The sequence below is a fragment of the Cohaesibacter celericrescens genome (assembly GCF_002866925.1).
Lineage (GTDB): Bacteria > Pseudomonadota > Alphaproteobacteria > Rhizobiales > Cohaesibacteraceae > Cohaesibacter > Cohaesibacter celericrescens.
Window position 1 is genome coordinate 127,562 of sequence record NZ_PKUQ01000050.1, and the last position, 22,248, is coordinate 149,809.

Consider the following 22,248-nt stretch of genomic DNA (forward strand, 5'->3'; position numbering starts at 1 on the left):
TCTGACCTTTCCAACGCGGCGCCAACAAAATGGCCCGCTTATCTTTTGCATTCACCCAGCAACGCAGCAACAATCGGTCCCATCCTCGACCCAAGCGATCCCTTTACCATTACCACATCTCCATCGCAGATATCGGCAACAAGAGGGGCAATAAGGTCCGCAGAGCTATTAGCATAGGTGGCGCGCATTGCGATAGGCACAATTTCCCACAAATGAGCCATCATCGGCCCACATAAATAAACCCGATCTAAACCAGTATTTTCCAAAGAGGTGACAAGCCCTTTATGCATTTCAATGCTATCGTCACCAAGCTCTAGCATATCGCCTAGTACGGCAATTTTACGGCCACTCCCTTGAGACAAAGCCAGCGTTGCGAGAGCAGCAGAGACCGATGCTGGATTGGCATTATAACTCTCGTCAATCAGCTGAACGGTCCCCCCTTCAATCGCCAAACTGTGCCGCTCACCCCGCCCTTTACTCGCTCCGTGCCGGGCGAGCACCTCACAAGCTTTGGTAACATCGCCACCAGACAAAGACACAGCCCCCAGAACAGACAGGGCGTTCAGGGCCAGATGTTCACCCGGCGCGGCCACATGGCAACGCACGTGATTACCAAAAAGGGAAACGGACAGATCAGACCCATCCGCAGCCAGCGTCAAATCCAACAAACGAACATCGCAGTCTTGAGACCGACCAAAGCGATGAATAGCATCAATGCCCTGGGCTTTTGCAACCCCGCTAAGAAAATCGCTAAATCTATTGTCACCATTGATCAGCACAGCGCCACCGGCCACAACACCTTCAAATATTTCGGCCTTTGCCGCTGCGATCTCGTCGATGCTATCAAAATTGCCAATATGAGCCGCGACGATGGTGGTGATTACTGCCAAATGCGGTTTGACCATCGCAATCAGGTTTCGGATTTCGCCAGGGTGATTCATGCCGACTTCAATCACACCAAACTCAATTTCCTTTGGCATTCTTGCCAAAGTGAGTGGCACTCCCCAATGATTATTGAAGGAAGAAACCGCAGCATGAACAGAACCACTTGGCGCCAAGGCAGCCCGTAAAGCATCTTTTGTGCTGGTTTTGCCCACACTGCCCGTAATAGCAATCACCCGCCCTGCGACCCTTGCTCTTGCCGCTTTGCCCAAGCGCTCCAGAGCGCTCAATACATCATCTACAAAAACAACGCGCTCGGCGATATCTAAAAATTCAGACCGTTGTGCATCGTCCAGAACCACAACAGAAGCACCGCTATCGAGCGCAGCCCGCGCAAACCCGTGACCGTCAAACCGGTCACCTTTGATGGCGAAAAAAGCATCCCCTTTAACAACCGTACGACTGTCAATCGATATGCTCATCACATCATCAATGGTCCCAGGTTGAAACGATGGAGACACAGCTGCAACAAAATCAGAAGCCGTCCACAATGGGGTCATAGAGCCGCCCCTTTTTCGATCTCGGCCAATGCTTTGGCGATGGCTTCATGGTCAGAAAATGGCAGTATCTCGCCTTTGATTGTCTGCCCTGTTTCATGACCTTTTCCCGCAACGAGCAAAATGTCTCCTGATGTCATCATGTCCACACCAAGCGAAATAGCCTTTTGCCTTCCAGCCACCTCAACACCATTGGTAACCGTTTCCATCACAGCGGCACGGATCAAAGCAGGATCTTCTGACCGAGGATTGTCGTCTGTGACAATCGAATAATCAGCAAAATTGTTACTTGCCTGCCCCATCAACGGCCGCTTGCCGGTATCACGATCTCCACCCGCGCCAAACACACATATCAACCGCCCTTTAACAAACGGCCGTAGCGCCTTAAGCGCCACCTCCAGCGAATCCGGTGTGTGCGAATAGTCAACATAGATGGCAGTATCAGCCCCAGACTGCCCCACCAGTTCCATGCGTCCGCGGGCACCCGTCAAACCACAGATAGCATCAATAATGTCTTGTGGCTTCAGCCCGCCAGCATAAGCCATCAAACCGGCAACCAACGCGTTGGATACCTGAAACGACCCAACAAGCGGCACAAAACAGTCAATCTCGCCCCAAATCCCACCCAAATGCACGCGTTGATCAAAACCCTCAACATCAATCGAACGCACAATAAGATCGGCGTCCGAAGAACGGCCCACGGTAAGACAGGTGAGGCGACGGGCCTTGGCAACTTTAAGAAAATGCGCACCACTGGGATCATCCAGATTGATAATCGCCGTGCCGCCATCACGGACGAGGCGGCTGAAAAGCTGACTTTTTGCAGCCCGATAGGCTTCAAACGTGCCGTGATAATCCAGATGATCACGGGTCAAATTGGTGAAGGCGCCAATATCGACGGACAAACAATCAAGCCGCTTTTGCTCCAAACCATGGCTGGAAGCCTCAAGCGCCAAATGTGTGACACCCTCTGCAACCAACCCCTGCACACTCTGCATCAACCCGACAGGGTCCGGTGTGGTCAAACCACCATATCGGGTGCCCTTCGGGCCTTCGATGCCGATGGTGCCAATATTGGCTGCCGCAATGCCTTGGCTTGCCCAGATCTGCCGCAGAAAAGATGCAATCGATGTTTTGCCATTGGTGCCCGTCACAGCAGCCACTTGCTCAAGCGGGGCGGGGAAATAGGCTCCTGCCAAACGCGCCAACGCCAAATGCGGGTCTTGAATGCGCAGGATCGGTTTGCCTCTGGCGTCAAAATCCGGAGGAAAATCGGACTGGTCGGAAACAACGACCAACACCGCACCGTTTTCCAGCGCTTGCGGTACAAATTGAGTCCCATCAACCTGAAGGCCCGGAATACCGACAAAAACAAAGCCGGCCTCAACAGACCGGCTGTCAGATGTGACCCCGGCAACAACAGCCTCGCCGAGGTTCGCCAAGAGAAAGTCTTCAATGGGCTCGTCTAGAACACCTAACAATTCAGACAGTTTCATCCACCAGCACTCCGGCTTGTTTGTTGTCACCTGATTTTGGCTACAGGTTTAAAAAGACGCAGCCACTGTTGGAACAAACTCTTGTTCATATCGGGGCATAACCCCCAAAATAGGACCGACACGTCGAATTATCGAGCCAACAGTCGGTGCCGCGTTCACACCAGCAGTTGCATAACCGTAGGTTTCCTTCAGTCCTTTTGGCTCATCCAGAATAACCAACACAACATATTTGGGTTTATCCATGGGAAAAGCCGCCAAGAATGAGTTGCGCAACCGGTTGTGAGAATATTTGCCATTGACGACTTTTTCGGCGGTACCAGTTTTGCCACCCACAAAATATCCATCAACCCGGCTGCGCTTGCCAGATCCTTTTTCTGCATTCAATCGCAATAGATATCGCATCGCGGCGCTGGTTTCCGTGCTCACCAACCGTTCGGTTTCGCCCTTAATTGACGTTTTGTCCCGTTTCAGGAAAGTCGGGCCGATATACATGCCATCATTGACCAAGGCAGCAGCGGTAGCGGCCAATTGAATAGGCGCAACAGTCAACCCATGACCAAATGAAATGGTCATCGTCGACAAATCAGTCCATTTTTTCGGGAAGGATGGCGACCGGCTTTCAGGCAACTCGGTCTGAAGCCGATCCAGCAAATGCGTTTTTCTCAAAAAGGCCTTGTGGTTTTCGCGCCCCACCTTTAATGCCATTTTGGCTGTACCGATGTTGGATGAATAAATAAAAATCTCGGGGACAGATAGAATTCGTTTTTTGGCATGAAAATCATTAATCGTCGCGCCCTTGACCCTGAGAGGCTGGCGGGCGTCAAAACTGTCGCTGATAGTCACTTGCCCGGAATCAAGAGCCATCGCCATGGTAATGGTTTTAAACACCGATCCCATTTCATAAACACCGGCTGTCATCCGGTTCAATCGGTCAGGCTTTTGCGCATTTTTCGGATCATTGGGATCATAATCGGGCAATGAGGCCATGCCAATCACTTCACCGGTCTCGACATCTAACACGATACCGGCAGCAGCAATTGCTTTGAATTTTTTCATATTTTTGGAAAGTTCATCCCGCAGAGCATGTTGCACGCGAATGTCTACCGACAGCTGTACGGGCTCTTGATCACGCGAGCGTGCAAACCCGGTGTCGTGTAACACCGACAGGCCGGAATCATCGATATATTTTTCCATGCCGGCAATGCCCTGATTGTCGACATTGACCAATCCCAAAATATGCGACGCGGTATTTCCGGCAGGATAAAAGCGGCGGTTTTCATGCAGAAAACCCAAACCGGGAATGCCGGCTTCATGCACCGCTTGCTGTTGGCGCGGTGTAACTTCCCTTTTAATCCAGGTAAAGCTGCCCTTGCCTGCCAAACGCTTACGCAACCAGGTTGATTTCAGGTCGGGAAAAACACCGGTCAGGGCATCAACGGCTTCATCAATATCAACGATCTTTTGAGGCTCGGCAAAAATCGAGGCCGTTCTGATATCAGTCGCCAGAATTTCTCCATTGCGATCAATGATATCCGGACGGGCAGCATCCATAGCGTCTTGCGCGCCGGATCGACTGCTCGCGACGGCTGGAGAAGCAAAACCCAACATAACCAGCCTTCCGGTCATGACTGCAAAGCAGCAAACAAAAACCAGAATAGAAAGCCGGATGCGACCGCAGGTCCCTTCTGACCGCACCTTATTGGCACCTTCAAAATCAAATCTATGACGAAAGGTCGAACCCGTTACATTTTCATGGGATGTATCCATCATATCCATCCCTCTATTCTACCCTTGCATGGACTGGCTGAGCATTTTTTAAAAATGCATCAAGTCCCTGTTTATCATCACCCGTCAAAGCAGGACCTTCAATCCGCTCAGGTAAATCGGCGGCACTTCCTATTTGATGCGGGTCGACAGCCTTCAGGTGCAACTGGTCCGAGAAACGCTCAACCAATCTCTGCACCCGTTGCGGCCGATTGAGGTAGCTCCATTCGGCTTTGAGCAAAAGCAGTGCTTCATTCTCAGCAGAGATTTGCTTTTCCAATGTGGCGATTTTCTTCTCTTCTTCTTGGGCCTCATGCTTGACCTGATAGAGCCAGAAAGCCCCGATCAAAACCAAAAAGAAGAGAAGAAAGTTTGTGAGTCTGCTCATTTGTGGCCTCCTGAGCGGCTCTCCGCCAGCATTTTGGGCAACCCAAGCCCGCGCGCATCTAGATCGTGAGGAGCGGCCTCTGTGCGCACGCCAGCCCGCAACTTGGCTGATCGCGCACGCGGATTCCGCGCCAATTCTTCATCCCCAGGCCCAACACCGCCCTTGACCAGCATCGTAAAGCTGGGGGCAGCAAGGTCCTGTTCCGGCATATGACGAGAACCGCCGAAATGGGTCTTGGAGCGCTCGGCAAAAAAGCGCTTCACAATACGGTCTTCAAGGGAGTGGAAAGCCACCACCACCAAACGCCCTCCCGGTTTGAGGCATTTTTCCGCAGCAACAAGCCCATCAACCAGCTCATCCAACTCGCCGTTGACATAAATCCTCAAAGCCTGAAAAACCTTGGTCGCCGGATGTGTCTTTTTCTTGGGATTACGCCCAATGGTTTTTTCAATCAGATTGGCCAAATCAAGTGTGGTTTCAAAGGGCTTTTCCGCGCGCCGTGAGCCAATAGCACCAGCGATGCGCCGAGCCTGACTTTCTTCGCCCAATTGCCGAAAAATCTTTGCCAGCTCAAACTCGTCATGCTGGTTAACGATGTCGGCAGCAGTTGGACCGCTTTGTGACATCCTCATGTCCAACGGCCCGTCATGCATAAAGGAAAACCCGCGCTCTGCTTCATCCAGCTGCATGGACGACACACCGATGTCCAGCACGACAGCATCAAGCGGCACATGCCCTGCCCCTTCGGCAAGGTCAGCCAATTCACCAAAACAGCCCGCGACAAATTCGAGACGCCCGCCAAATTCCTCTTGCATCGCAGCGGCTCGTCCAGCGGCTTCCGGATCACGATCGACCCCGAGCACACAGGCGCCAGCTTGCAAGATCGCAGAGGAATAACCTCCAAAACCAAAGGTGCCATCCAATATCCATTGGCCTTCTTTGGGATCAAGCGCATTTATAACTTCCGACAACAGAACGGGAACATGACGATCGGAATCGGCCTCTTGCACGACTTGGGATGGTGGAATCATTGCCCTACCCCTTCGCGCTGTTTTTGTGCAGCTTTGGCTTTGCGCATAGCGCGCGCCCGTTCCGTCGCTTCCGCCTTGTAGGCTTCATAACGGTCCGGTTGCCAAATCTGGAATTTGAACCCCTGCCCGACAAACACCACGGAATCCGTTATATCAGTATGCGCTTTGATGGTGTCACTCAGGACCACACGACCATCCTTATCAATTTTGAGCGTTTCACTTTCGCCAAGCAAAGCGGTCGCCAAGACTTCTCGTTCATCAGAGAAGGCTTCAAAGCTTTCTAGATGGGTGTCTATTTCACCGCGCAATCGCAAACCGCCAGCGTCAACCGCTTCCAAATCCAGAGACGGACTGCAGAACAGCATCTCCTGCCCTTCACGGGTGAGAATCTGCCGAAAAGGCGCAGGTATAGAAACCCGTCCCTTTGAATCCAGCCGATTCACATATTTGGACACAAAGTCGCCCATACAATCCCGCCTCGAAAACACAATTCAGATACTAAATCGCCCGCACAATGCGGCACCTGCCAATATCGCCAAAAAGAAACGAGTCATTTCTAAAGACACAATCTCCAAACGCATCCTCATGGGATATCATGGGATTATATGGGCGTCAATGGATTCTGATGGAGTCCATAGGGCATAACCAGCCCCCTATTGTAAGAAAATCAGCGTTAACAAAGGGTTGCACTCTCCAGCAAAAAGAGTGGAATTGCGGCTTTGAAAATTTCGGAAACATACAGCCATAAAAACCCGACAAGAGAGCCGTCAGGCACGCCAACTCAGCAGGTCCATTTTCGGGCTAATTCACGGAAAAACAGGGAGAAACCCGCATCATATCTCTGGAAACGAAGCGGCATATTTGTCTTTTAAAAAAGGAGAAAATACCAGTCGGTCTGTAAGCCGGGTTTTGTACGGCAAAGGCCAAAGCCTTTGCGTGGCAACCATTCATCTGGGGCATCCATTGCTGAATGCCTCATGCAACCCACCCGAATGACTGACTTGAAAGCAAGCCGGGCCGAGGCCCACGCCATTCCTATTCGGTCTTGCTCCCGGTGGGGTTTACCCTGCCGTCCGCATTGCTGAAGACGCGGTGAGCTCTTACCTCACCCTTTCACCCTTACCTGACCAAGGTCAGGCGGTTTGCTTTCTGTGGCACTTTCCCTAGAGTCGCCTCCGCCGGGTGTTACCCGGCACCGTGCTTTCTTGGAGCCCGGACTTTCCTCACCTGATTGCTTTCGCGACACAGGTGCGGCTGCCCGACCGACTGGTCCCACGGACCTAAGCCCTAACGCCGCACAGGTCAAGAGGCCATCGCATCAAGACGCGTTGCAATGCGCGTCACACCAGCCTCGATTTCTTCCAGATTTGAAGCCGCATACCCCAGAAACAACCCCTGTTTAACCTTTGACGACCCCTTCGATTGGGATGACCAATAGAGCGAAGACAATGCAGAGCTTTCCACACCGTCTTTACGCAAAAGCGGCACAAGGGTCTTGTCGTCAAAGCCCCGCCCCAGCGCATGCTCGGTGAAATAGGCAGGCAATTGAATACCCCCATCAGGCACAACGGGCGCTAGGAACGGCCGGCAATGCCGGTTCAAACCAGCAACAAGAGCATCGCGGCGCGCATGATAAAGCTTATTCATTTCACGCACATGTGCCCTTAAATGGCCATCGGCCATAAAATCAGCCAGCGCCTGTTGCACCACAACGGAGGGCACCGCCCCAACGTTGCGCAAACTCAATTGCGTTGCAGCCACCAACCGCTTGGGAACAATCAAATAAGCCACATGCAGCGAGGGCATGAGAGACTTGGAAAAAGTCCCCATATAGATGACCACATCCCGCCGATCCAACCCCTGCAAACAGGAGATGGGCGCACCAGAAAAGTGAAACTCACTATCATAGTCATCCTCCAGTATAAACGCACCCAAGGCGTCCGCTTGGGACAGCAGCGCCAGCCGGTCTTGTAGAGCCATCACCTGCCCTGAAGGGAATTGATGCGACGGCGTAGTATAGATAAGGCGCGGGTCTGCCCCCTCGGGCAATCTGTCTAGCAGCTGGGAGAAGGAATTCTGCTGATGCACGGCAATCGGATGACACAGCGCTTCAGCCCCCTTAAGCGCAGCCGTCATGCCTCCATAACCGGGCTCCTCATGCAGGGCCATATCACCGGGGTTGAGCAACAACCGCGCCACCAAATCAAGAGCAGCTTGCGCTGAAGACAGGATCATCACCTGATCAACCTCGGCAATCACACCACGGCTGGCCGCAGCATGGGCAAGGATGGCTTGTTTCAAGGCAGGCAAGCCGGAATAATGCGCATAACCGGCCATGTCGGGATGTAGCGGCAAGTGCCGTGCTGCACGGCGCAGCATGCGCCCCCACAGGTTATGCGGAAAGCTACGGACATCCGGCAGCCCCGGTTGGAACGTCGAAGGTGTTGGCAAGGATCGCCTCTCCACAGACATAAGCTGCAAAGCTTGTCGAGACAGCCGAGGCGCGGAAGCCGTACGCACCCGCGCAACATCATCCCGAGCATCCGGAGCTCCTCCTAAAAATCCGCGCGACGCCTCACTAACACAGGTGCCCCTTCGGCCATCCGATTGCAAATATCCTTCCAGCTCAAGCTGTTCATAGGCCATAACGACCGTATTGCGCCCCACACCCAAAGCCAGCGCCAACTGCCGACTTGATGGTAACGTGAAGCCCGCAACCAGATCGCCACGTTCAATCAACTGTCGGATTTGCCCAAACAACTGCCGCACCAAGCCATCATCAGACGAGCGATCCAGCATAATGTGTCCTGCCAGCATTTTTTTGGCCCTATGATTATTCACTTTATGGTTCTTTATATAGAGCCATAAATTTGATTTTATCAAGTCAGAGAAGCCCCAAAATCGAGCAAAGCAACGATGCGCCCAAGCCGCAAACATTTCAGGACCAACCAATGACCCAGACATCTTGCCAAGAAAAAACCTTCCCCGTCACAGAGGCCAATAAAATTCGCGTGGCAAAACGCGCCCATTATGACGAAGCCACCGTGCATGCCATCCTTGATGAAGGTCTGATAGCTCAAGTCGGCTTTGTCCAAGACGGCAATCCAATTGTCTTGCCAATGGTTTATGCACGCATTGGCGATCAGCTTTACATCCACGGCGCCAAGGCTACACGGCTGTTAAAACAGCTCAAAAAAGGCCTACCAGTCTGCCTCAATGTCACATTGGTTGACGGGTTGGTGGTCGGACGCTCGGCCTTTCACCATTCGATGAATTTCCGCTCGGTCAACATCCACGGCACCGCAAAACTGGTGGAGGATGAGCAGGAAAAATATGACGCTCTCGTTGCCGTAACCGATCATTTGGCCCCGGGTCGTTGGGACGAGACCCGTGCAATGACCACCAAGGAGGCCAATGCCACAACGGTTATTTCCGTCACCATTGAGACCGCAGCCGCCAAGGTCCGCTCTGGCATGCCCATAGACGACGAGGAGGATTATGCGTCCGATCATTGGGCCGGAATCGTGCCGATAACCACCGCCTATGGCCAACCGATTGATGACGCCCGCCTCAAGCAAGGCATACCCGTTGCCGACAGCATCAAGGCCCTGAGCAACAGGCGTTAAGCATCCGCTGCATTGATACAGCCGAAATAACACCCCTTGACAGACCCTATGGGAGCGCTCTATATCCCGCCCCATAGGTTGCAGACACCTGCCGCTCGCAGGCCACAAGGCCACGGTGAAGGTTTGCATTTGAAGACACATCCTGCCCCTCATGCATTTCATGTGGGTGGCAATGCGAGCCCCATCCAAAGACTAGAAATGCGTTTGATTAGGAGGCTGAGATGTCGTCGGACAGCTCTACCAACAATTCTGCGCTCCATCGCACCCCCGCCAATGGTTTCACCAACGGGCCACTTGGTGCTTTGTTCGCCAAAACCGCGCTGCCCATCGTATTTGTGATGAGCATGAACGGCCTCTTGTCCGTCGTGGATGCTATTTTTCTTGGCATCTATGTCGGCCCCAATGCGCTCAGCGCTGTCACCTTAATGTTCCCGATCTATATGTTGGTGGTTGCCTTATCGACACTGGTTGCCGGTGGCATGTCCAGTATTCTGGCCCGCCATCTGGGCGCAGGACTCACAACAGACGCACGCAACATCTTTGCCAGTGCGCACGGGCTGGCAATCACCTTGAGCCTTGTGCTGATCATCGCCTTTTTGTTCATTGGCCATCAGGTCACCTTTCTGGTGGCCGGTGGCGTTGAAGAACTGGCGTCCATGGGACACACCTATCTCGCCATCACCATCTTTTCAACGCCAATGCTGTTTGTATTGTCGGTGCATTCCGATGCTCTCAGAAACGAAGGCTTTGCTATGATGATGGCAGGTATGAGCCTGTTGGTGTCCCTTGCCAACATCCTGTTCAACTATATCCTCATCGCACAATTTGATATGGGGGTGGCAGGCTCGGCCTATGGCACTTTGATAGCGCAAGCACTTGCTTTGACTATCATCTTACTGTTCAGGATTTATGGGCCATCAATGCTGAAACCATGTCATTTGCTGCACAGCACGCCATTGGCCAACTGGCGGCCCATTCTTGCCCTTGGCGCCCCCCAAAGCCTTAATTTCCTCGGCATGGCTTTGGGCTCGACAGCAACCATCACCGCGTTGCAAATGGCAGCAACGCCACATTATGCGCAAACCATTGCGGCTTATGGCATTGTCACTCGCATCATGACCTTTGTGTTTCTGCCGCTACTAGGCCTGTCATTTGCTCTGCAATCCATCACGGGCAATAATTATGGTGCAAGTCTATGGCATCGCTCTGACAACAGCCTGCGCATCGGCGTGACGATATCACTGGTCTATTGCCTGTTGGCACAGCTCATCCTGACAACAGCGGCAGCCCCCATCGGGCGGATGTTCGTTGACGACGAAATGGTAGTTGGGGAGGTTGCCAGAATTGCGCCGATCATTGTCACCCTGATGTTCAGCGTCGGTCCCTTGCTAATGATTGCTACCTATTTTCAGGCCATCGGCGACGCCCCGCGTGCGGCGATCCTGAGCCTGTCAAAAAGCTATCTGTTTGTACTGCCGCTTATTTTTGTCCTGCCACTGCAGTTTGGTGAAACAGGCATATGGCTGGCAGCGCCCATCGCAGATCTATTCTTGATCACAACAACACTCATTTTACTGACATACACAGCGCGACAAACCCAACGCAAATGGGGCTTGTTCGCCACACCGAAAGAGGTGCAATCATGACGCAAAACCCCGGCACCCTCGCTGAGGCAAAAAAACAAGCCAAGCTGCTCCGTGCCAAACTGAGCGAAGACGGACACGCGATCTCGCACAGCAAATCGCTGGAATTGGTTGCCCAACAACAAGGCCATCGCGACTGGAACGCCATGTTCGCCAGTTTTGGCAACCAGACAAGCCGTGTCTGGCAAGTGGGAGATCGGGTCTCGGGACGCTATCTATCCCAAGCGTTCGAGGCTGAGATCATTGCCGTTAAACAAGTCACAGAGGGTTGGTATCGCCTGACATTCAAATTCGATGAAGCGGTCGATGTGGTGACATTTGACAGTTTTTCCGCCTTTCGCCAACGTGTCAGCGCCACAGTTGGCCCGCAAGGCACCACCAGAGAAAAGACTTCCAATGGCCAGCCTCAGTTGGTGTTGGATCTCTAGCCCCCAAAACAACAAAACCTGCCGCTCTTAATGAGCGGCAGGCTATCATTGTCGGCTACTCCACTAACCTTAAAGCTGAGGCAGCATCGCATTTAGTTTGTAAAGCGTTGTGATGGTTGACGTATCGGCGATCCCGTCGACCTTTTCAGGTCGAAAATGCATCTGAAAAGCCTTGACCACTGTCTCTGTCTGATCATCAAACACACCGGTTATCTCGATGCCGTAGCCATAAACACCCAGCATAGACTGTAAAGCTTGGATCGGTTGACCTTCGTCGCCTTTTTGGAAAAAACGCCCACCCGAAATGGTTTCTGGTTCAGCCCAATGGCCCACACCGGCTTTTGATAACACCTGCCAAGGGAAAAGACTGCCCGGATCGATCTTACGGCCTGGAGACACATCCGAATGGCCCAACACCCTGTATGGCGCGATTTCGTGCCGTTCGATAATATCCTTGGCCAACGCGATGACCGCATCCAACTGTACCTTGGGGAAGTCTTCATTGCCCGCATTGGCAATTTCGATCCCAATTGAACAGCTGTTTATGTCAGCATCGCCCTTCCAAACGGCTTTGCCCGCATGCCATGCACGCGCGCCTTCATCAACCAGTTGCAGGATTGAACCATCCCGATGCACATAATAGTGGGATGATACCTCGCTCTCCGCATTGCACAGCCAATTGAGCGCCTGCTCGTCATCTTCCATCCCGGTATAGTGTAAAACCAGCATATCGACCTTGCGCCCCTCCTTACGATCACCAAAATTGGGAGAGGACTTCAGATCGCACGCACATCGGGTCTGTACAGTTGACAGCATCATTAACTCCATAAGATCGGGATAGGTCGCTTTGGCCCTAAAAACGTTTGGCCCCAGAAAACTCGGGCTAAGACTCAGGCAAAGATCGCCAGAATTGCGTCTCTCTTAACGCAAGCCACGCTCAATCACAATCAGCGACCACGCGTTATTGATAGAAGCCAGTTTTTCGGTGGAAATGCGCACAAACTCTTCCGGCACACCACGGGCAATCATACTATCAGGATGGTTTTCGCGCACCAGCTTACGATAGTGACTCTTGAGTTCTTTGTCAGACATCGACCGATCGGCAGCCAGAATGGTATAGGGATCCTGCTCATCCGGTTTTACATGCTGCATCTTGATGCGAAGAAAGCTGCGATCGGAAATGCAAAAAATCTCCGAGACACGCTCCAGATACATCATTTCGCGGCTGTGCATGACCCCGTCTGCACCGGCTATCAAAAACAGCCCGTCGATAATATCTTCCAACGCTTCAGGCTCGTCTTCATACAACGCCGCAATCTGTTTGGCATAGGATTCATACCCTGCCACATCTTGCTTAAAGAGATTGAACATGCGCACCACATTGCGCTCTTCCCCTTCGGGAATTTCGAACATGGTCTGAAAGACGTTGATTTCGTCCTGCGTCACAACACCATCTGCCTTGGCCATTTTGGCAGACAGGGCAATCATCGCAACGGTAAATGTCAATTGTTTGCGATCAAAGCGGTCACCCACAGTCTTAACCGCAGACGCCATCTTTTCGACAACGAAGGCAAGGGTTTCGCTATGTCGGATATCATCGATCAGACTGCCAATCTGGCTCCAGATGCTCATTTTTTCTCCTGATCGCTTTCCACCATTTCGCGCGCATCATAAATCTAGGTGAGTCCAAAAGCGATTGCGAGAGCAAGTATAACAAAAATTTAATGTTCAGCCTTTTGGCAGCCCTTTATTGACACAAACGCCATGTGCCTTTTCGCCCGTGCTTGCCATGGTCCAGATGAATATGATCCTGATGATATTTATCGCCTCCGGGACCAATAACAGTGGTGAAATATTTACAGGACGCACGGTTGAAACTGCGCAAAAACTTGCCCTTTTTGCTATAGGAATGCCAATCTTCCTCAACATTCACAACCTTGCCATCCGCAAACGTCATGGCACTGACATCAAACGCATTGAGGCGAGCATGTTCGGAGATTTTGGCTCCTTTTTTGCTATTGCGAGTACGGCAGGCATATGACGCCGCCACTTGGATATCACTCACTGGCTGGCCCAAATGCTTCTGCGCCAACGGCTGGACCTCCTCTGTAAAGAAGCGATAAAGCTGGGTCATCATCACACAATTGAGCTTGGCATCGGAGCTAAAGCGAACAGGATATGCCCCATCCCACCCTTGCACCAAATAGGGCGATGGATGCCCACATCCATCTCTGTCATTAATTGGAGGCAAAGGCATGGCTTTGACCAATCCTTGATCAAAAACCGGACAAGATTGCAGGGAAATTGCAGGATCAGGCAACACAGCATCGCGCTGTAACTGAGCTTGATCTATCTCCTCGATGTCTGAAAGACCGACGCAGCCGGCAAGAACCAGCATTCCGAACACAATACAGATCACGCGCGCTTGGAAGCCCTTACCGTTAAACATATATAGTGTCCCGCTTGCAGCCCGTGGAATAAGGGTGCATTCTGATGGAAAAAGGTAAACAAAGTGAGGACGGTGTTATGACACAATCACCAACCAAACCCGAGACGGTTGGACCTGTTAGCCTTCTGGAATGTCTCAAAGCGATCAACGCCGGCATACTAACGCCTCAAGAGTCCATAGCAGGCTGTCTGTCGCGCATCGAAGCGTATGACGCAGAAATCATGGCCTTTTCATCCCTGAGCGAAACCGCCTTGCACGACGCGACCCAGGCATCCGGGCCATTGAGCGGCATCGGCATGGCCGTTAAAGATATATTCGACACCTACGATTTACCAACGGAGTGCAATTCTCCTATCTATCACGGTCACATGTCCGGACGGGACGCAGCAATTGTTGCGCAGGCGCGCAAGGCCGGTAGCACCTTGCTGGGCAAATCAGCAACCACAGAATTTGCCTTTCTCCAACCCGGCACCACCCGCAATCCGCATAATCTGGAGTATACACCCGGTGGTTCCTCTTCGGGGTCAGCGGCAGCCGTTGCTGCGGGCATGGCCCATTTGGCCTTGGGCACACAAACCGGTGGCTCGATCATTCGCCCCGCGGCCTTTTGCGGTGTCACAGGCTTCAAGCCAAGCGCAGGTCTGTTGCCCAAAGTTGGTATCAAAGAATTTTCCTGGTCTCTCGATACTGTAGGCCTCTTTACAGCAACCGTCGCCGATGTGGCATTTGCGGCGTCTGTGCTGACAGGGCGCACCCTCAAAATCGCCCCAGAAGCACAGTTTGAACTGCCCAGACTAGGCATCGTGCGCAGCCATTCTTGGTCGGAAGCAGACCCCGGCTATCGCCAGCAGTTTGAAGACCTGATCAAAAGCCTCAAGCGCTTTGGCGTTGACTTGATAGACATAGAACCAAGCGACACCCACATCGCAGCTTTTCATGCCCATCAGATTATTCAGGATTATGAAGCGCGGCAGGCTTTGGCATGGGAATACTCGACCCACCCCGATCAACTCAGCCCCTTGCTGAAGCAGACCCTCGACTTTGCCCAGACCATCAAGCCCTCCGACTATGACGAAGCCCGCATGTGCGCGGAAAATGCCAGCAAGGAAATGGACGAGCATTTCGAAGATGTCGATGCCTTGATAAGTCTTTCTGCACCCGGCCCTGCACCAAAAGGATTGGCGTCAACAGGCTCCCCGATTTTCAACCGCATCTGGACCCTGTTCGGACTTCCAGCCATCAACATAGCTGGCCTGACCACCCAAGATGGCCTGCCACTGGGTGTGCAAATCATCGGTCCCTACATGGCCGATCAAGCAACATTGCATATTGCCCATTGGCTGGAAGGGGCGATCAAACGTCACCAAGAGAGATAGCTACAAGCATGGTTTAGGTATGATCCGACAGCTTGCTCGGCTCCTGCGTCTGGTGCCTACCTATATGCTGGCACCAGAACGACAAGCAGGGACCATGGGCAATATTCATGAGCGAGCCAGATCGACAGGGATAAGGACAGTCAATAACCAGCCGCGATTTTGAAAAATTTATGAATATTGCATGACAATTTCACCTTCTATCCCCTGTTTTCTGACACAAATTGTCACAGGGCTTATCGAGGCGAGACAAAGGGTTATTGAGAAAAAGGCTGCCAAATTGCCCATTTTTAAGGCGTATGAATAATTTTTCACTTTTTGATCCGCCCAAGTTATCCTAGACTTCAGGTCCAGAAGAAAAGGCTTGGAGGAGCTATAACATGATTAAGTCTATGAATTTCATGTTTGTATGTGCAGCCTTTGCATTCGTAGCAGCTGTTGTGTTTGGCATTATTTAAGCAACAAAATGCCAGACATCATTTTGCAGTTAGAGGCTGACGATTAAGGCCGTTGAAAAGACAGGCCTATTTAAAGATTTGGGACAAAAAAACCGGGACTGCTCCCGGTTTTTCTACTTTTAGAATTACTTCAAATACATCAGCTCTACTGAACAGCTCATGGTCGGTAGTTCAGGATTGGAGCCAGCCACTTCTCAGCCACTTTAATGTCCCATCCTTTACGCGCCGCATAATCAGCCACCTGATCCTTTTCGATTTTGCCAACACCGAAATAATAGCTGTCAGGATGCGCAAAATACAGCCCGGACACAGCGGATCCCGGCACCATTGCGCAGCTTTCGGTCAAACGAATGCCAGTCCGGGCTTCGGCATCCAGAAGAGCAAACAGCGTACGTTTTTCTGTATGGTCTGGTTGGGCGGGATAGCCTGCCGCTGGCCGAATGCCCTGATATTTTTCGGCAATAAGATCCTCTGTACTCAACCCCTCTTGTGCCCCATAACCCCAGAACTCGCGGCGCACCCGTTTGTGCATCACTTCGGCAAAAGCTTCGGCCAATCTGTCCGCCAACGCCTGCATCAGGATTTTGGAATAATCATCCCCTTCCGCATCAAACGCAGCGACATACTTTTCTTCACCAAAACCGGTTGAAACAGCAAAACCGCCAATATAGTCGGTAACATGGGTATCGATCGGAGCCACAAAGTCACTCAGCGCCACATTGGATCGCGCTGCACGCCCTGCAATCTGTTGCCGCAAGGAATAGAACCGCGCGATCTCATCACCTTTGCTATCGTCAGAATAGACTGCTATATCGTCGCCCACCGCATTGGCAGGCCACAGACCAATCACGGCCCTTGCCGTCAACCATTTCTCATCGACAATTTTCTTCAGCATTGCCTGCGCATCATTAAACAGGCTTGTTGCCACTTCACCGTATTTATCATCGGTCAAAATGGCAGGATAGCGCCCCTTCATTTCCCACGTCGAAAAGAAAGGCGTCCAGTCGATGTAGGGCACAAGCTCTGCAAGGTCATAATTGTCAAACACCTTTGTGCCGGTGAACTGCGGTTTGACCGGTTGATACCCATCCCAGTCGATCTTCAAAGCATTGTTACGAGCGGCATCGATGGTAAGGCGTTTTTTCTTGTCCTGAGCCGCTTCATGCTTGACGCGAACCTGAACATAATCATCTTTGATTTGCCCGACATAATCGTCTTTTTCACGCGATAGCAATTTGGTCGCCACCCCGACAGCCCGGCTGGCATCGGTGACATAAATCGCCTGCCCGCGCACATAGTTGGGCGCAACCTTTACCGCCGTGTGCACTTTAGAAGTCGTTGCACCACCAATGAGCAACGGCTTGTCAAAGCCTTCACGTTCCAGCTCGGCAGCCACATGACACATTTCGTCCAATGATGGGGTAATCAGGCCTGACAGACCGATGATATCGACATTCTCGCGCCGCGCCGCTTCCAAAATAGTGGCGGAAGACACCATAACCCCCAGATCAACCACGTCATAACCGTTGCACTGCAGAACCACACCGACGATATTTTTGCCAATATCATGCACATCGCCCTTGACGGTTGCCATCAACACCTTGCCCGCGCTGCGACGCTCGCCGTCTTGTTCAGCATCCATAAAGGGCAACAGATAGGCCACCGCTTTTTTCATCACGCGGGCAGACTTCACCACCTGCGGCAAGAACATCTTGCCATCACCGAACAGATCACCAACGACATTCATGCCGTCCATCAGCGGTCCTTCGATAACGTCGAGAGTACGCACAGATTTGACGCGCGCTTCTTCAGCATCGTCTTCGATATAATCGCTGATGCCCTTAACCAGCGCGTGTTCGATGCGTTTCTCTACCGGCAACTCCCGCCAAGACAGATCGACAACACGCACTTCGCCTTTTTTATGCAAGAAGCGTTCGGCAATTTCGAGCAAGCGATCGGTGGAATCATCGCGGCGGTTCAGCACGACATCTTCGATACGCTCAAGCAATTCCTTGTCGATTTGGTCATAGACCATCAACTGTCCGGCATTAACGATGGACATGTCCAACCCGATCTTGATGGCATGATACAGAAAGGCTGAATGCATCGCCTCACGCACCAGATTGTTGCCACGGAAAGAAAAAGACAGGTTCGATAGGCCACCAGAAACATGCGCCCCTGGCAGATTTTCACGGATCCATTTGGTGGCGTTGATGAAGTCGACACCATAATTGTTATGCTCTTCGATCCCCGTTGCCACAGCAAACACATTGGGATCAAAAATAACGTCTTCAGGTCTGAAGCCAACGTCATTGACCAGAATGTCATAGGAGTTTTTGCAAATCTGGATTTTGCGCTCGTAGCTGTCCGCCTGCCCTTTTTCATCAAAGGCCATCACGACAACAGCCGCGCCATAGCGCTTGACCAGTTCGGCCTGTTTGACGAACGCGTCTTTGCCTTCTTTCATCGAGATAGAATTGACCACGGACTTGCCCTGAAGGCATTTCAGCCCCGCCTCGATGACACTCCATTTGGAGCTGTCCACCATGATAGGCACACGCGAGATGTCCGGTTCTGCAACAATCAGATTGAGGAATGTCGTCATTGCCTCTTCAGAATCGAGCAAGCCCTCATCCATATTGACGTCAATGATCTGGGCACCGCTTTCCACCTGTTGCCGCGCCACATCCAGCGCCGCTTCATAGTCACCTTCGGTGATCAGACGGCGAAATTTGGCCGACCCCGTAACGTTGGTGCGCTCACCGATATTGACGAAATTGGTCTCAGGCGTCAGCGTAAAGGGCTCAAGACCCGACAAGTGCATATAGGGAGCAAGTTTAGGCACTTCGCGCGTTGGATACTTTTTCACGACCTCGGCAATAGCCCGAATGTGATCCGGCGTCGTACCACAACAGCCACCGACGATATTGATCAGGCCGTCCCGGGCGAACCCTTCCAGCAAGCCCGCCATATGCTCGGGGCTTTCATCATATTCGCCAAATTCGTTCGGCAATCCGGCATTGGGATAGGTGGAAACCAGCGTTTCGGCGACCCGAGACAGGCTATCGACATGCTGACGCAGCTCGGCTGCCCCCAAGGCACAATTGAGGCCCACAGCGAAGGGTTTGACGTGACTTATGGAATGATAAAAGGCTTCCGCTGTCTGACCAGACAAGGTGCGGCCAGATTTATCGGTGATTGTGCCAGATACAATCACCGGCCAACGCATACCACGCTCTTCGAAAACCTCTTCCACGGCAAACAGTGCCGCCTTGGCATTCAGCGTATCAAAGATCGTCTCAACGGTCAGAGCATCCGCCCCACCGTCAAGCAGGCCGTTGGCAGCTTCTTTGTAAGCGATGCGCAGGTCGTCAAAAGACACCGCGCGATATCCGGGGTTGTTCACATCGGGTGAAATGGAGGCCGTCCGGTTTGTTGGCCCCATTGCTCCCAAAACAAAACAATGGCGCCCCGGCTGGCTGGCTTCTACGGCAAGCGCGGCTTCCTTGGCAATTCTGGCACTGACCACATTCAACTCATAGGCCAAATGCTGCATGGCATAGTCAGCCTGCGCGATCGATGTTGAGGAGAAGGTGTTTGTACCGGCAAAGTCAGCACCGGCTTCAAAATACTGCCGATGGATATCGCGGATGGCATCTGGACGCGTGATGGACAGCAAATCATTATTGCCCTTCAGATCCTGATTCCACATGGCAAATTGCTCACCGCGAAAATCATCTTCTTGCAGTTCGAGACGTTGGATCATGGTTCCCATGGCCCCGTCAAGAATGAGAATGCGCTCAGACGCCAGACGGGTCAGCAGCTCAAACGATGGGCTTAAAGACAGGCTCGACATGACTTGGTTTCCTTCACTCACTTAACTGGCTTTGCGGGCAATCCCGCGTCTCGATCTATTTCAACAATGGGTTAGACAGCAACCGGACGCATACCCAGAAGATGACAAATGGCATAGGACAGGTTGGCGCGGTTCATGGTGTAGAAATGGAAATCATCCACCCCCCGCTCATGCAAATCATTCACCTGTTCAGCAGCAATCGCCGCAGCGACCAGACGATGGGTCTCAGGATCATTGTCCAATCCCTCAAACCGGTTGGCCAACCATTGCGGCACACTAGCGCCTGTCCGTCCGGCAAAATTTGCCATCTGGACAAAATTGTGAATAGGCAGAATACCCGGTACAATGGGAATGAAAATCCCTGCCCGACGGGCGCGCTCCACATAAGCTTCATACAAATCGTTATCAAAGAAAAACTGCGTAATCGCCCGGGTCGCACCGGCGTCGACTTTTTGGCGCAACATTTCGATATCGGTAGCAAAATCGGGACTTTCCGGATGTTTTTCAGGATAGGCCGACACAGAGACCTCAAATCCACCAATATCGCGGATGCCAGCCACCAGATCAGCCGCATTCACATACCCGTCCGCGTGAGGCACATATTTACTGCCCACCCCGTCGGCGGGGTCTCCCCGCAGAGCAACAATATGCTTCACTCCGCAAGCGGCATAAGACTCGACAACCTCGTTCACCTCGGCTTTGGTCGCGCCAACACACGTCAAATGCGCAGCAGCAGGAACATGGGTTTCGGTTATAATGCGTTCAACTGTGGCATGGGTCCGCTCGCGGGTCGAGCCACCCGCACCATAGGTCACCGAAACAAAATCGGGACAAAGAGGCGCAAGCCTTTTGACACAGGCCCAAAGATTTTCTTCCATTTTAGGTGTCTTGGGCGGAAAAAACTCAAAAGAGATATTCAGTTTTTCGGCTGTCTGGCTGCGTCGTCCGCTGCGCTCTGCATTGTGGTTCATAATTCGATACTCATTGTTTGTCGGCCTTGGGGAGGCAAGGCTTGATAATTGCGATGACCAAGAGCTCAAAGCCCCCGTCAGAAAATTCCCGAATTCATATCGGCTCGCTGCCAGCCATCTTGGTCGCCACCCAGACTGTCACGGTCAAAGGTGTATCGCTCATCTCAACCAATCGGCGTTCTTGTTCCAGATCCTTTGCGATGGTCAGTTTGAAGCCTGCTTCAGCCATCCAGCGGCGCATGGCATCGTGGGAGAATCCCAATCGCCTGTGCGCATGGTCCTTTCGCAAAAATTCATGTGAATGGGGGGCAAAGTCCACAACCAGAATGCGCCCGCCCGGAGCAATGACATTGCTCGCCTCTTCCAGTGCTGCCGAAGGATCATCAAGATAGTGTAGAACCTGATGCAATGTCACCAAATCGAACTGGCGATCAAGCGATGCTAAATCGAGAATATTGCCCTGCTGCACATGCAAGTGACCATGGTTGGGACCATCAAGACGCGAACGGGCAATTGCCAGCATCGAGCGGTTCGCATCCAAACCAAGACCATAACGGCATTGATGCGCCAAAAGTGATAGAATACTGCCCGTGCCCGTGCCCAGATCGAGCAATTGATCGATGGGCTTATCCCCCAAGCTGGCTACAATCGCCTGCTCAACAGCACTTTCGGGAACATGTAAGGCACGCAACTCGTCCCAGCGTTCAGCATTCTGTTGGAAATAATCAGCGGCTTGCTGTGCACTGGCGGTACGAATCTGCTCCAACCGTTCTCTATCGCGCCGGATCATGACATCTTGTTGGTCGACATGGCGCAAGGCCGCTGCAATCAGATCGCCTTTTGCTTCATCTCTTGTGAGGCAATAATAGACCCATGCCCCTTCCGGCAAACGCTCGACCAGCCCGGCTTCATAGAGCAATTTGAGATGGCGGGAAATCCGCGGTTGGCTTTGATGCAGAATGGCCGTCAAATCCTTGACCGACAAATCCCCTTCAGCCAACAACGACAGCAAACGCATACGCGTCGGCTCTCCACTCGCCTTCAACAATCCAACCATTTCATCAAGCGTCAACATTCATCACCTCAAAGATATAAAGATATCTTTATGCGATTAATTTAAACATAGCAAGATCCAATCTTATATCTACACATGCTTGCGACCCAACATCGCCTGTAGACGCAAAAAGCCCCGCTAAACAGCGGGGCTTTTGATTCATAATAATATACTGCCAATTGTCGGCAGGTTTATTCTTTATTACTCAGCGCTGGGCGCCATGCCCAATGCATGCAGATACAGATCCAGCAGCGCTTCCATTTCTTCGCGCT

General features: G+C 52.2%; 17 protein-coding genes and 1 other RNA gene. 4 read left to right on the forward strand and 14 right to left on the reverse strand.

From position 1 onward, the window contains the following. Window positions 1–38: 38 nt before the first annotated feature. From C0081_RS19625 to pdxR, 8 genes are all read right to left on the reverse strand, one after another. Window positions 39–1,442, reverse strand: coding sequence for a UDP-N-acetylmuramoylalanyl-D-glutamyl-2,6-diaminopimelate--D-alanyl-D-alanine ligase (locus C0081_RS19625; protein ID WP_101532039.1), 1,404 nt, complete (start codon window positions 1,440–1,442; stop codon window positions 39–41). Beyond that, a complete protein-coding gene (locus tag C0081_RS19630; protein WP_101532040.1) occupies window positions 1,439–2,935 on the reverse strand; it encodes a UDP-N-acetylmuramoyl-L-alanyl-D-glutamate--2,6-diaminopimelate ligase in 1,497 nt (498 codons plus the stop codon). The genes C0081_RS19625 and C0081_RS19630 overlap by 4 nt, the downstream gene beginning before the upstream one ends. Before the next feature lie 48 nt (window positions 2,936–2,983). Beyond that, window positions 2,984–4,705 (reverse strand): peptidoglycan D,D-transpeptidase FtsI family protein, encoded by a 1,722-nt coding sequence (locus C0081_RS19635; RefSeq protein WP_210200355.1) that lies wholly within the window; start codon window positions 4,703–4,705, stop codon window positions 2,984–2,986. Window positions 4,706–4,715: 10 nt separating this feature from the next. Continuing rightward, a complete protein-coding gene (gene ftsL, locus C0081_RS19640) occupies window positions 4,716–5,087 on the reverse strand; it encodes a cell division protein FtsL (protein WP_101532041.1) in 372 nt (123 codons plus the stop codon). Beyond that, on the reverse strand, window positions 5,084–6,118 hold the full coding sequence (gene rsmH / locus C0081_RS19645; protein WP_101532042.1) for a 16S rRNA (cytosine(1402)-N(4))-methyltransferase RsmH: 1,035 nt from the start codon (window positions 6,116–6,118) through the stop codon (window positions 5,084–5,086). Before rsmH ends, ftsL begins: the two co-directional genes overlap by 4 nt. Then, the gene (locus tag C0081_RS19650) at window positions 6,115–6,585 is read right to left on the reverse strand and encodes a division/cell wall cluster transcriptional repressor MraZ (protein WP_101532043.1); all 471 of its coding nucleotides are present in this window, start codon (window positions 6,583–6,585) and stop codon (window positions 6,115–6,117) included. Before C0081_RS19650 ends, rsmH begins: the two co-directional genes overlap by 4 nt. Window positions 6,586–7,000: 415 nt before the next feature. Continuing rightward, window positions 7,001–7,388: RNase P RNA component class A (gene rnpB / locus C0081_RS19655), an RNA gene on the reverse strand. A 32-nt stretch (window positions 7,389–7,420) separates the two neighbouring features. Beyond that, window positions 7,421–8,935: a MocR-like pyridoxine biosynthesis transcription factor PdxR gene (gene pdxR, locus C0081_RS19660; RefSeq protein WP_180966706.1), complete on the reverse strand. Its 1,515-nt coding sequence runs from the start codon at window positions 8,933–8,935 to the stop codon at window positions 7,421–7,423. Between the two features lie 134 nt (window positions 8,936–9,069). Here pdxR and C0081_RS19665 point away from each other — a divergent pair, with 134 nt between their 5' ends. The 3 genes from C0081_RS19665 to C0081_RS19675 all read left to right on the forward strand — a co-directional run bounded on the left by C0081_RS19665 (window position 9,070) and on the right by C0081_RS19675 (window position 11,815). Then, window positions 9,070–9,744 (forward strand): pyridoxamine 5'-phosphate oxidase family protein, encoded by a 675-nt coding sequence (locus tag C0081_RS19665; protein ID WP_101532045.1) that lies wholly within the window; start codon window positions 9,070–9,072, stop codon window positions 9,742–9,744. A gap of 221 nt (window positions 9,745–9,965) precedes the next feature. Then, on the forward strand, window positions 9,966–11,390 hold the full coding sequence (locus C0081_RS19670; protein WP_101532046.1) for an MATE family efflux transporter: 1,425 nt from the start codon (window positions 9,966–9,968) through the stop codon (window positions 11,388–11,390). Continuing rightward, window positions 11,387–11,815 (forward strand): glyoxalase superfamily protein, encoded by a 429-nt coding sequence (locus tag C0081_RS19675; protein WP_101532047.1) that lies wholly within the window; start codon window positions 11,387–11,389, stop codon window positions 11,813–11,815. Before C0081_RS19670 ends, C0081_RS19675 begins: the two co-directional genes overlap by 4 nt. A 69-nt stretch (window positions 11,816–11,884) precedes the next feature. Here the strand turns inward: C0081_RS19675 and C0081_RS19680 are convergent, their stop codons facing one another. The 3 genes from C0081_RS19680 to C0081_RS19690 form a co-directional block, all read right to left on the reverse strand. Then, window positions 11,885–12,628, reverse strand: coding sequence for an N-acetylmuramoyl-L-alanine amidase (locus C0081_RS19680; RefSeq protein ID WP_180966738.1), 744 nt, complete (start codon window positions 12,626–12,628; stop codon window positions 11,885–11,887). A 108-nt stretch (window positions 12,629–12,736) separates the two neighbouring features. Next, window positions 12,737–13,447, reverse strand: a complete 711-nt coding sequence (locus tag C0081_RS19685; RefSeq protein WP_101532049.1) for a molecular chaperone DjiA — start codon at window positions 13,445–13,447, stop codon at window positions 12,737–12,739. A gap of 115 nt (window positions 13,448–13,562) precedes the next feature. Continuing rightward, a complete protein-coding gene (locus C0081_RS19690) occupies window positions 13,563–14,264 on the reverse strand; it encodes an extensin-like domain-containing protein (protein WP_101532050.1) in 702 nt (233 codons plus the stop codon). Window positions 14,265–14,341: 77 nt separating this feature from the next. On the opposite strand from C0081_RS19690, the gene C0081_RS19695 reads away from it, so the two are divergent. Then, window positions 14,342–15,640 (forward strand): amidase, encoded by a 1,299-nt coding sequence (locus C0081_RS19695; protein WP_180966707.1) that lies wholly within the window; start codon window positions 14,342–14,344, stop codon window positions 15,638–15,640. 612 nt (window positions 15,641–16,252) lie between these two features. Here C0081_RS19695 and metH read toward each other — a convergent pair. The 3 genes from metH to C0081_RS19710 all read right to left on the reverse strand — a co-directional run bounded on the left by metH (window position 16,253) and on the right by C0081_RS19710 (window position 21,997). Next, window positions 16,253–19,951, reverse strand: a complete 3,699-nt coding sequence (gene metH, locus C0081_RS19700; protein WP_101532052.1) for a methionine synthase — start codon at window positions 19,949–19,951, stop codon at window positions 16,253–16,255. A 71-nt stretch (window positions 19,952–20,022) separates the two neighbouring features. Continuing rightward, a complete protein-coding gene (gene metF, locus C0081_RS19705) occupies window positions 20,023–20,922 on the reverse strand; it encodes a methylenetetrahydrofolate reductase [NAD(P)H] (protein ID WP_101532053.1) in 900 nt (299 codons plus the stop codon). Window positions 20,923–21,016: 94 nt separating this feature from the next. Beyond that, window positions 21,017–21,997, reverse strand: coding sequence for an ArsR/SmtB family transcription factor (locus tag C0081_RS19710; RefSeq protein ID WP_101532054.1), 981 nt, complete (start codon window positions 21,995–21,997; stop codon window positions 21,017–21,019). Window positions 21,998–22,248 lie beyond the last annotated feature (251 nt).

Coding starts and splice junctions, on each gene's coding strand:
- C0081_RS19695 (WP_180966707.1), top strand. CDS start 14,342: ATGACACAATCACCAACCAAACCCGAGACGGTTGGACCTGTTAGCCTT.
- pdxR (WP_180966706.1), bottom strand. CDS start 8,935: ATGCTGGCAGGACACATTATGCTGGATCGCTCGTCTGATGATGGCTTG.
- C0081_RS19665 (WP_101532045.1), top strand. CDS start 9,070: ATGACCCAGACATCTTGCCAAGAAAAAACCTTCCCCGTCACAGAGGCC.
- rsmH (WP_101532042.1), bottom strand. CDS start 6,118: ATGATTCCACCATCCCAAGTCGTGCAAGAGGCCGATTCCGATCGTCAT.
- C0081_RS19670 (WP_101532046.1), top strand. CDS start 9,966: ATGTCGTCGGACAGCTCTACCAACAATTCTGCGCTCCATCGCACCCCC.
- C0081_RS19685 (WP_101532049.1), bottom strand. CDS start 13,447: ATGAGCATCTGGAGCCAGATTGGCAGTCTGATCGATGATATCCGACAT.
- C0081_RS19635 (WP_210200355.1), bottom strand. CDS start 4,705: ATGATGGATACATCCCATGAAAATGTAACGGGTTCGACCTTTCGTCAT.
- C0081_RS19650 (WP_101532043.1), bottom strand. CDS start 6,585: ATGGGCGACTTTGTGTCCAAATATGTGAATCGGCTGGATTCAAAGGGA.
- metF (WP_101532053.1), bottom strand. CDS start 20,922: ATGAACCACAATGCAGAGCGCAGCGGACGACGCAGCCAGACAGCCGAA.
- C0081_RS19675 (WP_101532047.1), top strand. CDS start 11,387: ATGACGCAAAACCCCGGCACCCTCGCTGAGGCAAAAAAACAAGCCAAG.
- metH (WP_101532052.1), bottom strand. CDS start 19,951: ATGTCGAGCCTGTCTTTAAGCCCATCGTTTGAGCTGCTGACCCGTCTG.
- ftsL (WP_101532041.1), bottom strand. CDS start 5,087: ATGAGCAGACTCACAAACTTTCTTCTCTTCTTTTTGGTTTTGATCGGG.
- C0081_RS19690 (WP_101532050.1), bottom strand. CDS start 14,264: ATGTTTAACGGTAAGGGCTTCCAAGCGCGCGTGATCTGTATTGTGTTC.
- C0081_RS19625 (WP_101532039.1), bottom strand. CDS start 1,442: ATGACCCCATTGTGGACGGCTTCTGATTTTGTTGCAGCTGTGTCTCCA.
- C0081_RS19630 (WP_101532040.1), bottom strand. CDS start 2,935: ATGAAACTGTCTGAATTGTTAGGTGTTCTAGACGAGCCCATTGAAGAC.
- C0081_RS19710 (WP_101532054.1), bottom strand. CDS start 21,997: ATGTTGACGCTTGATGAAATGGTTGGATTGTTGAAGGCGAGTGGAGAG.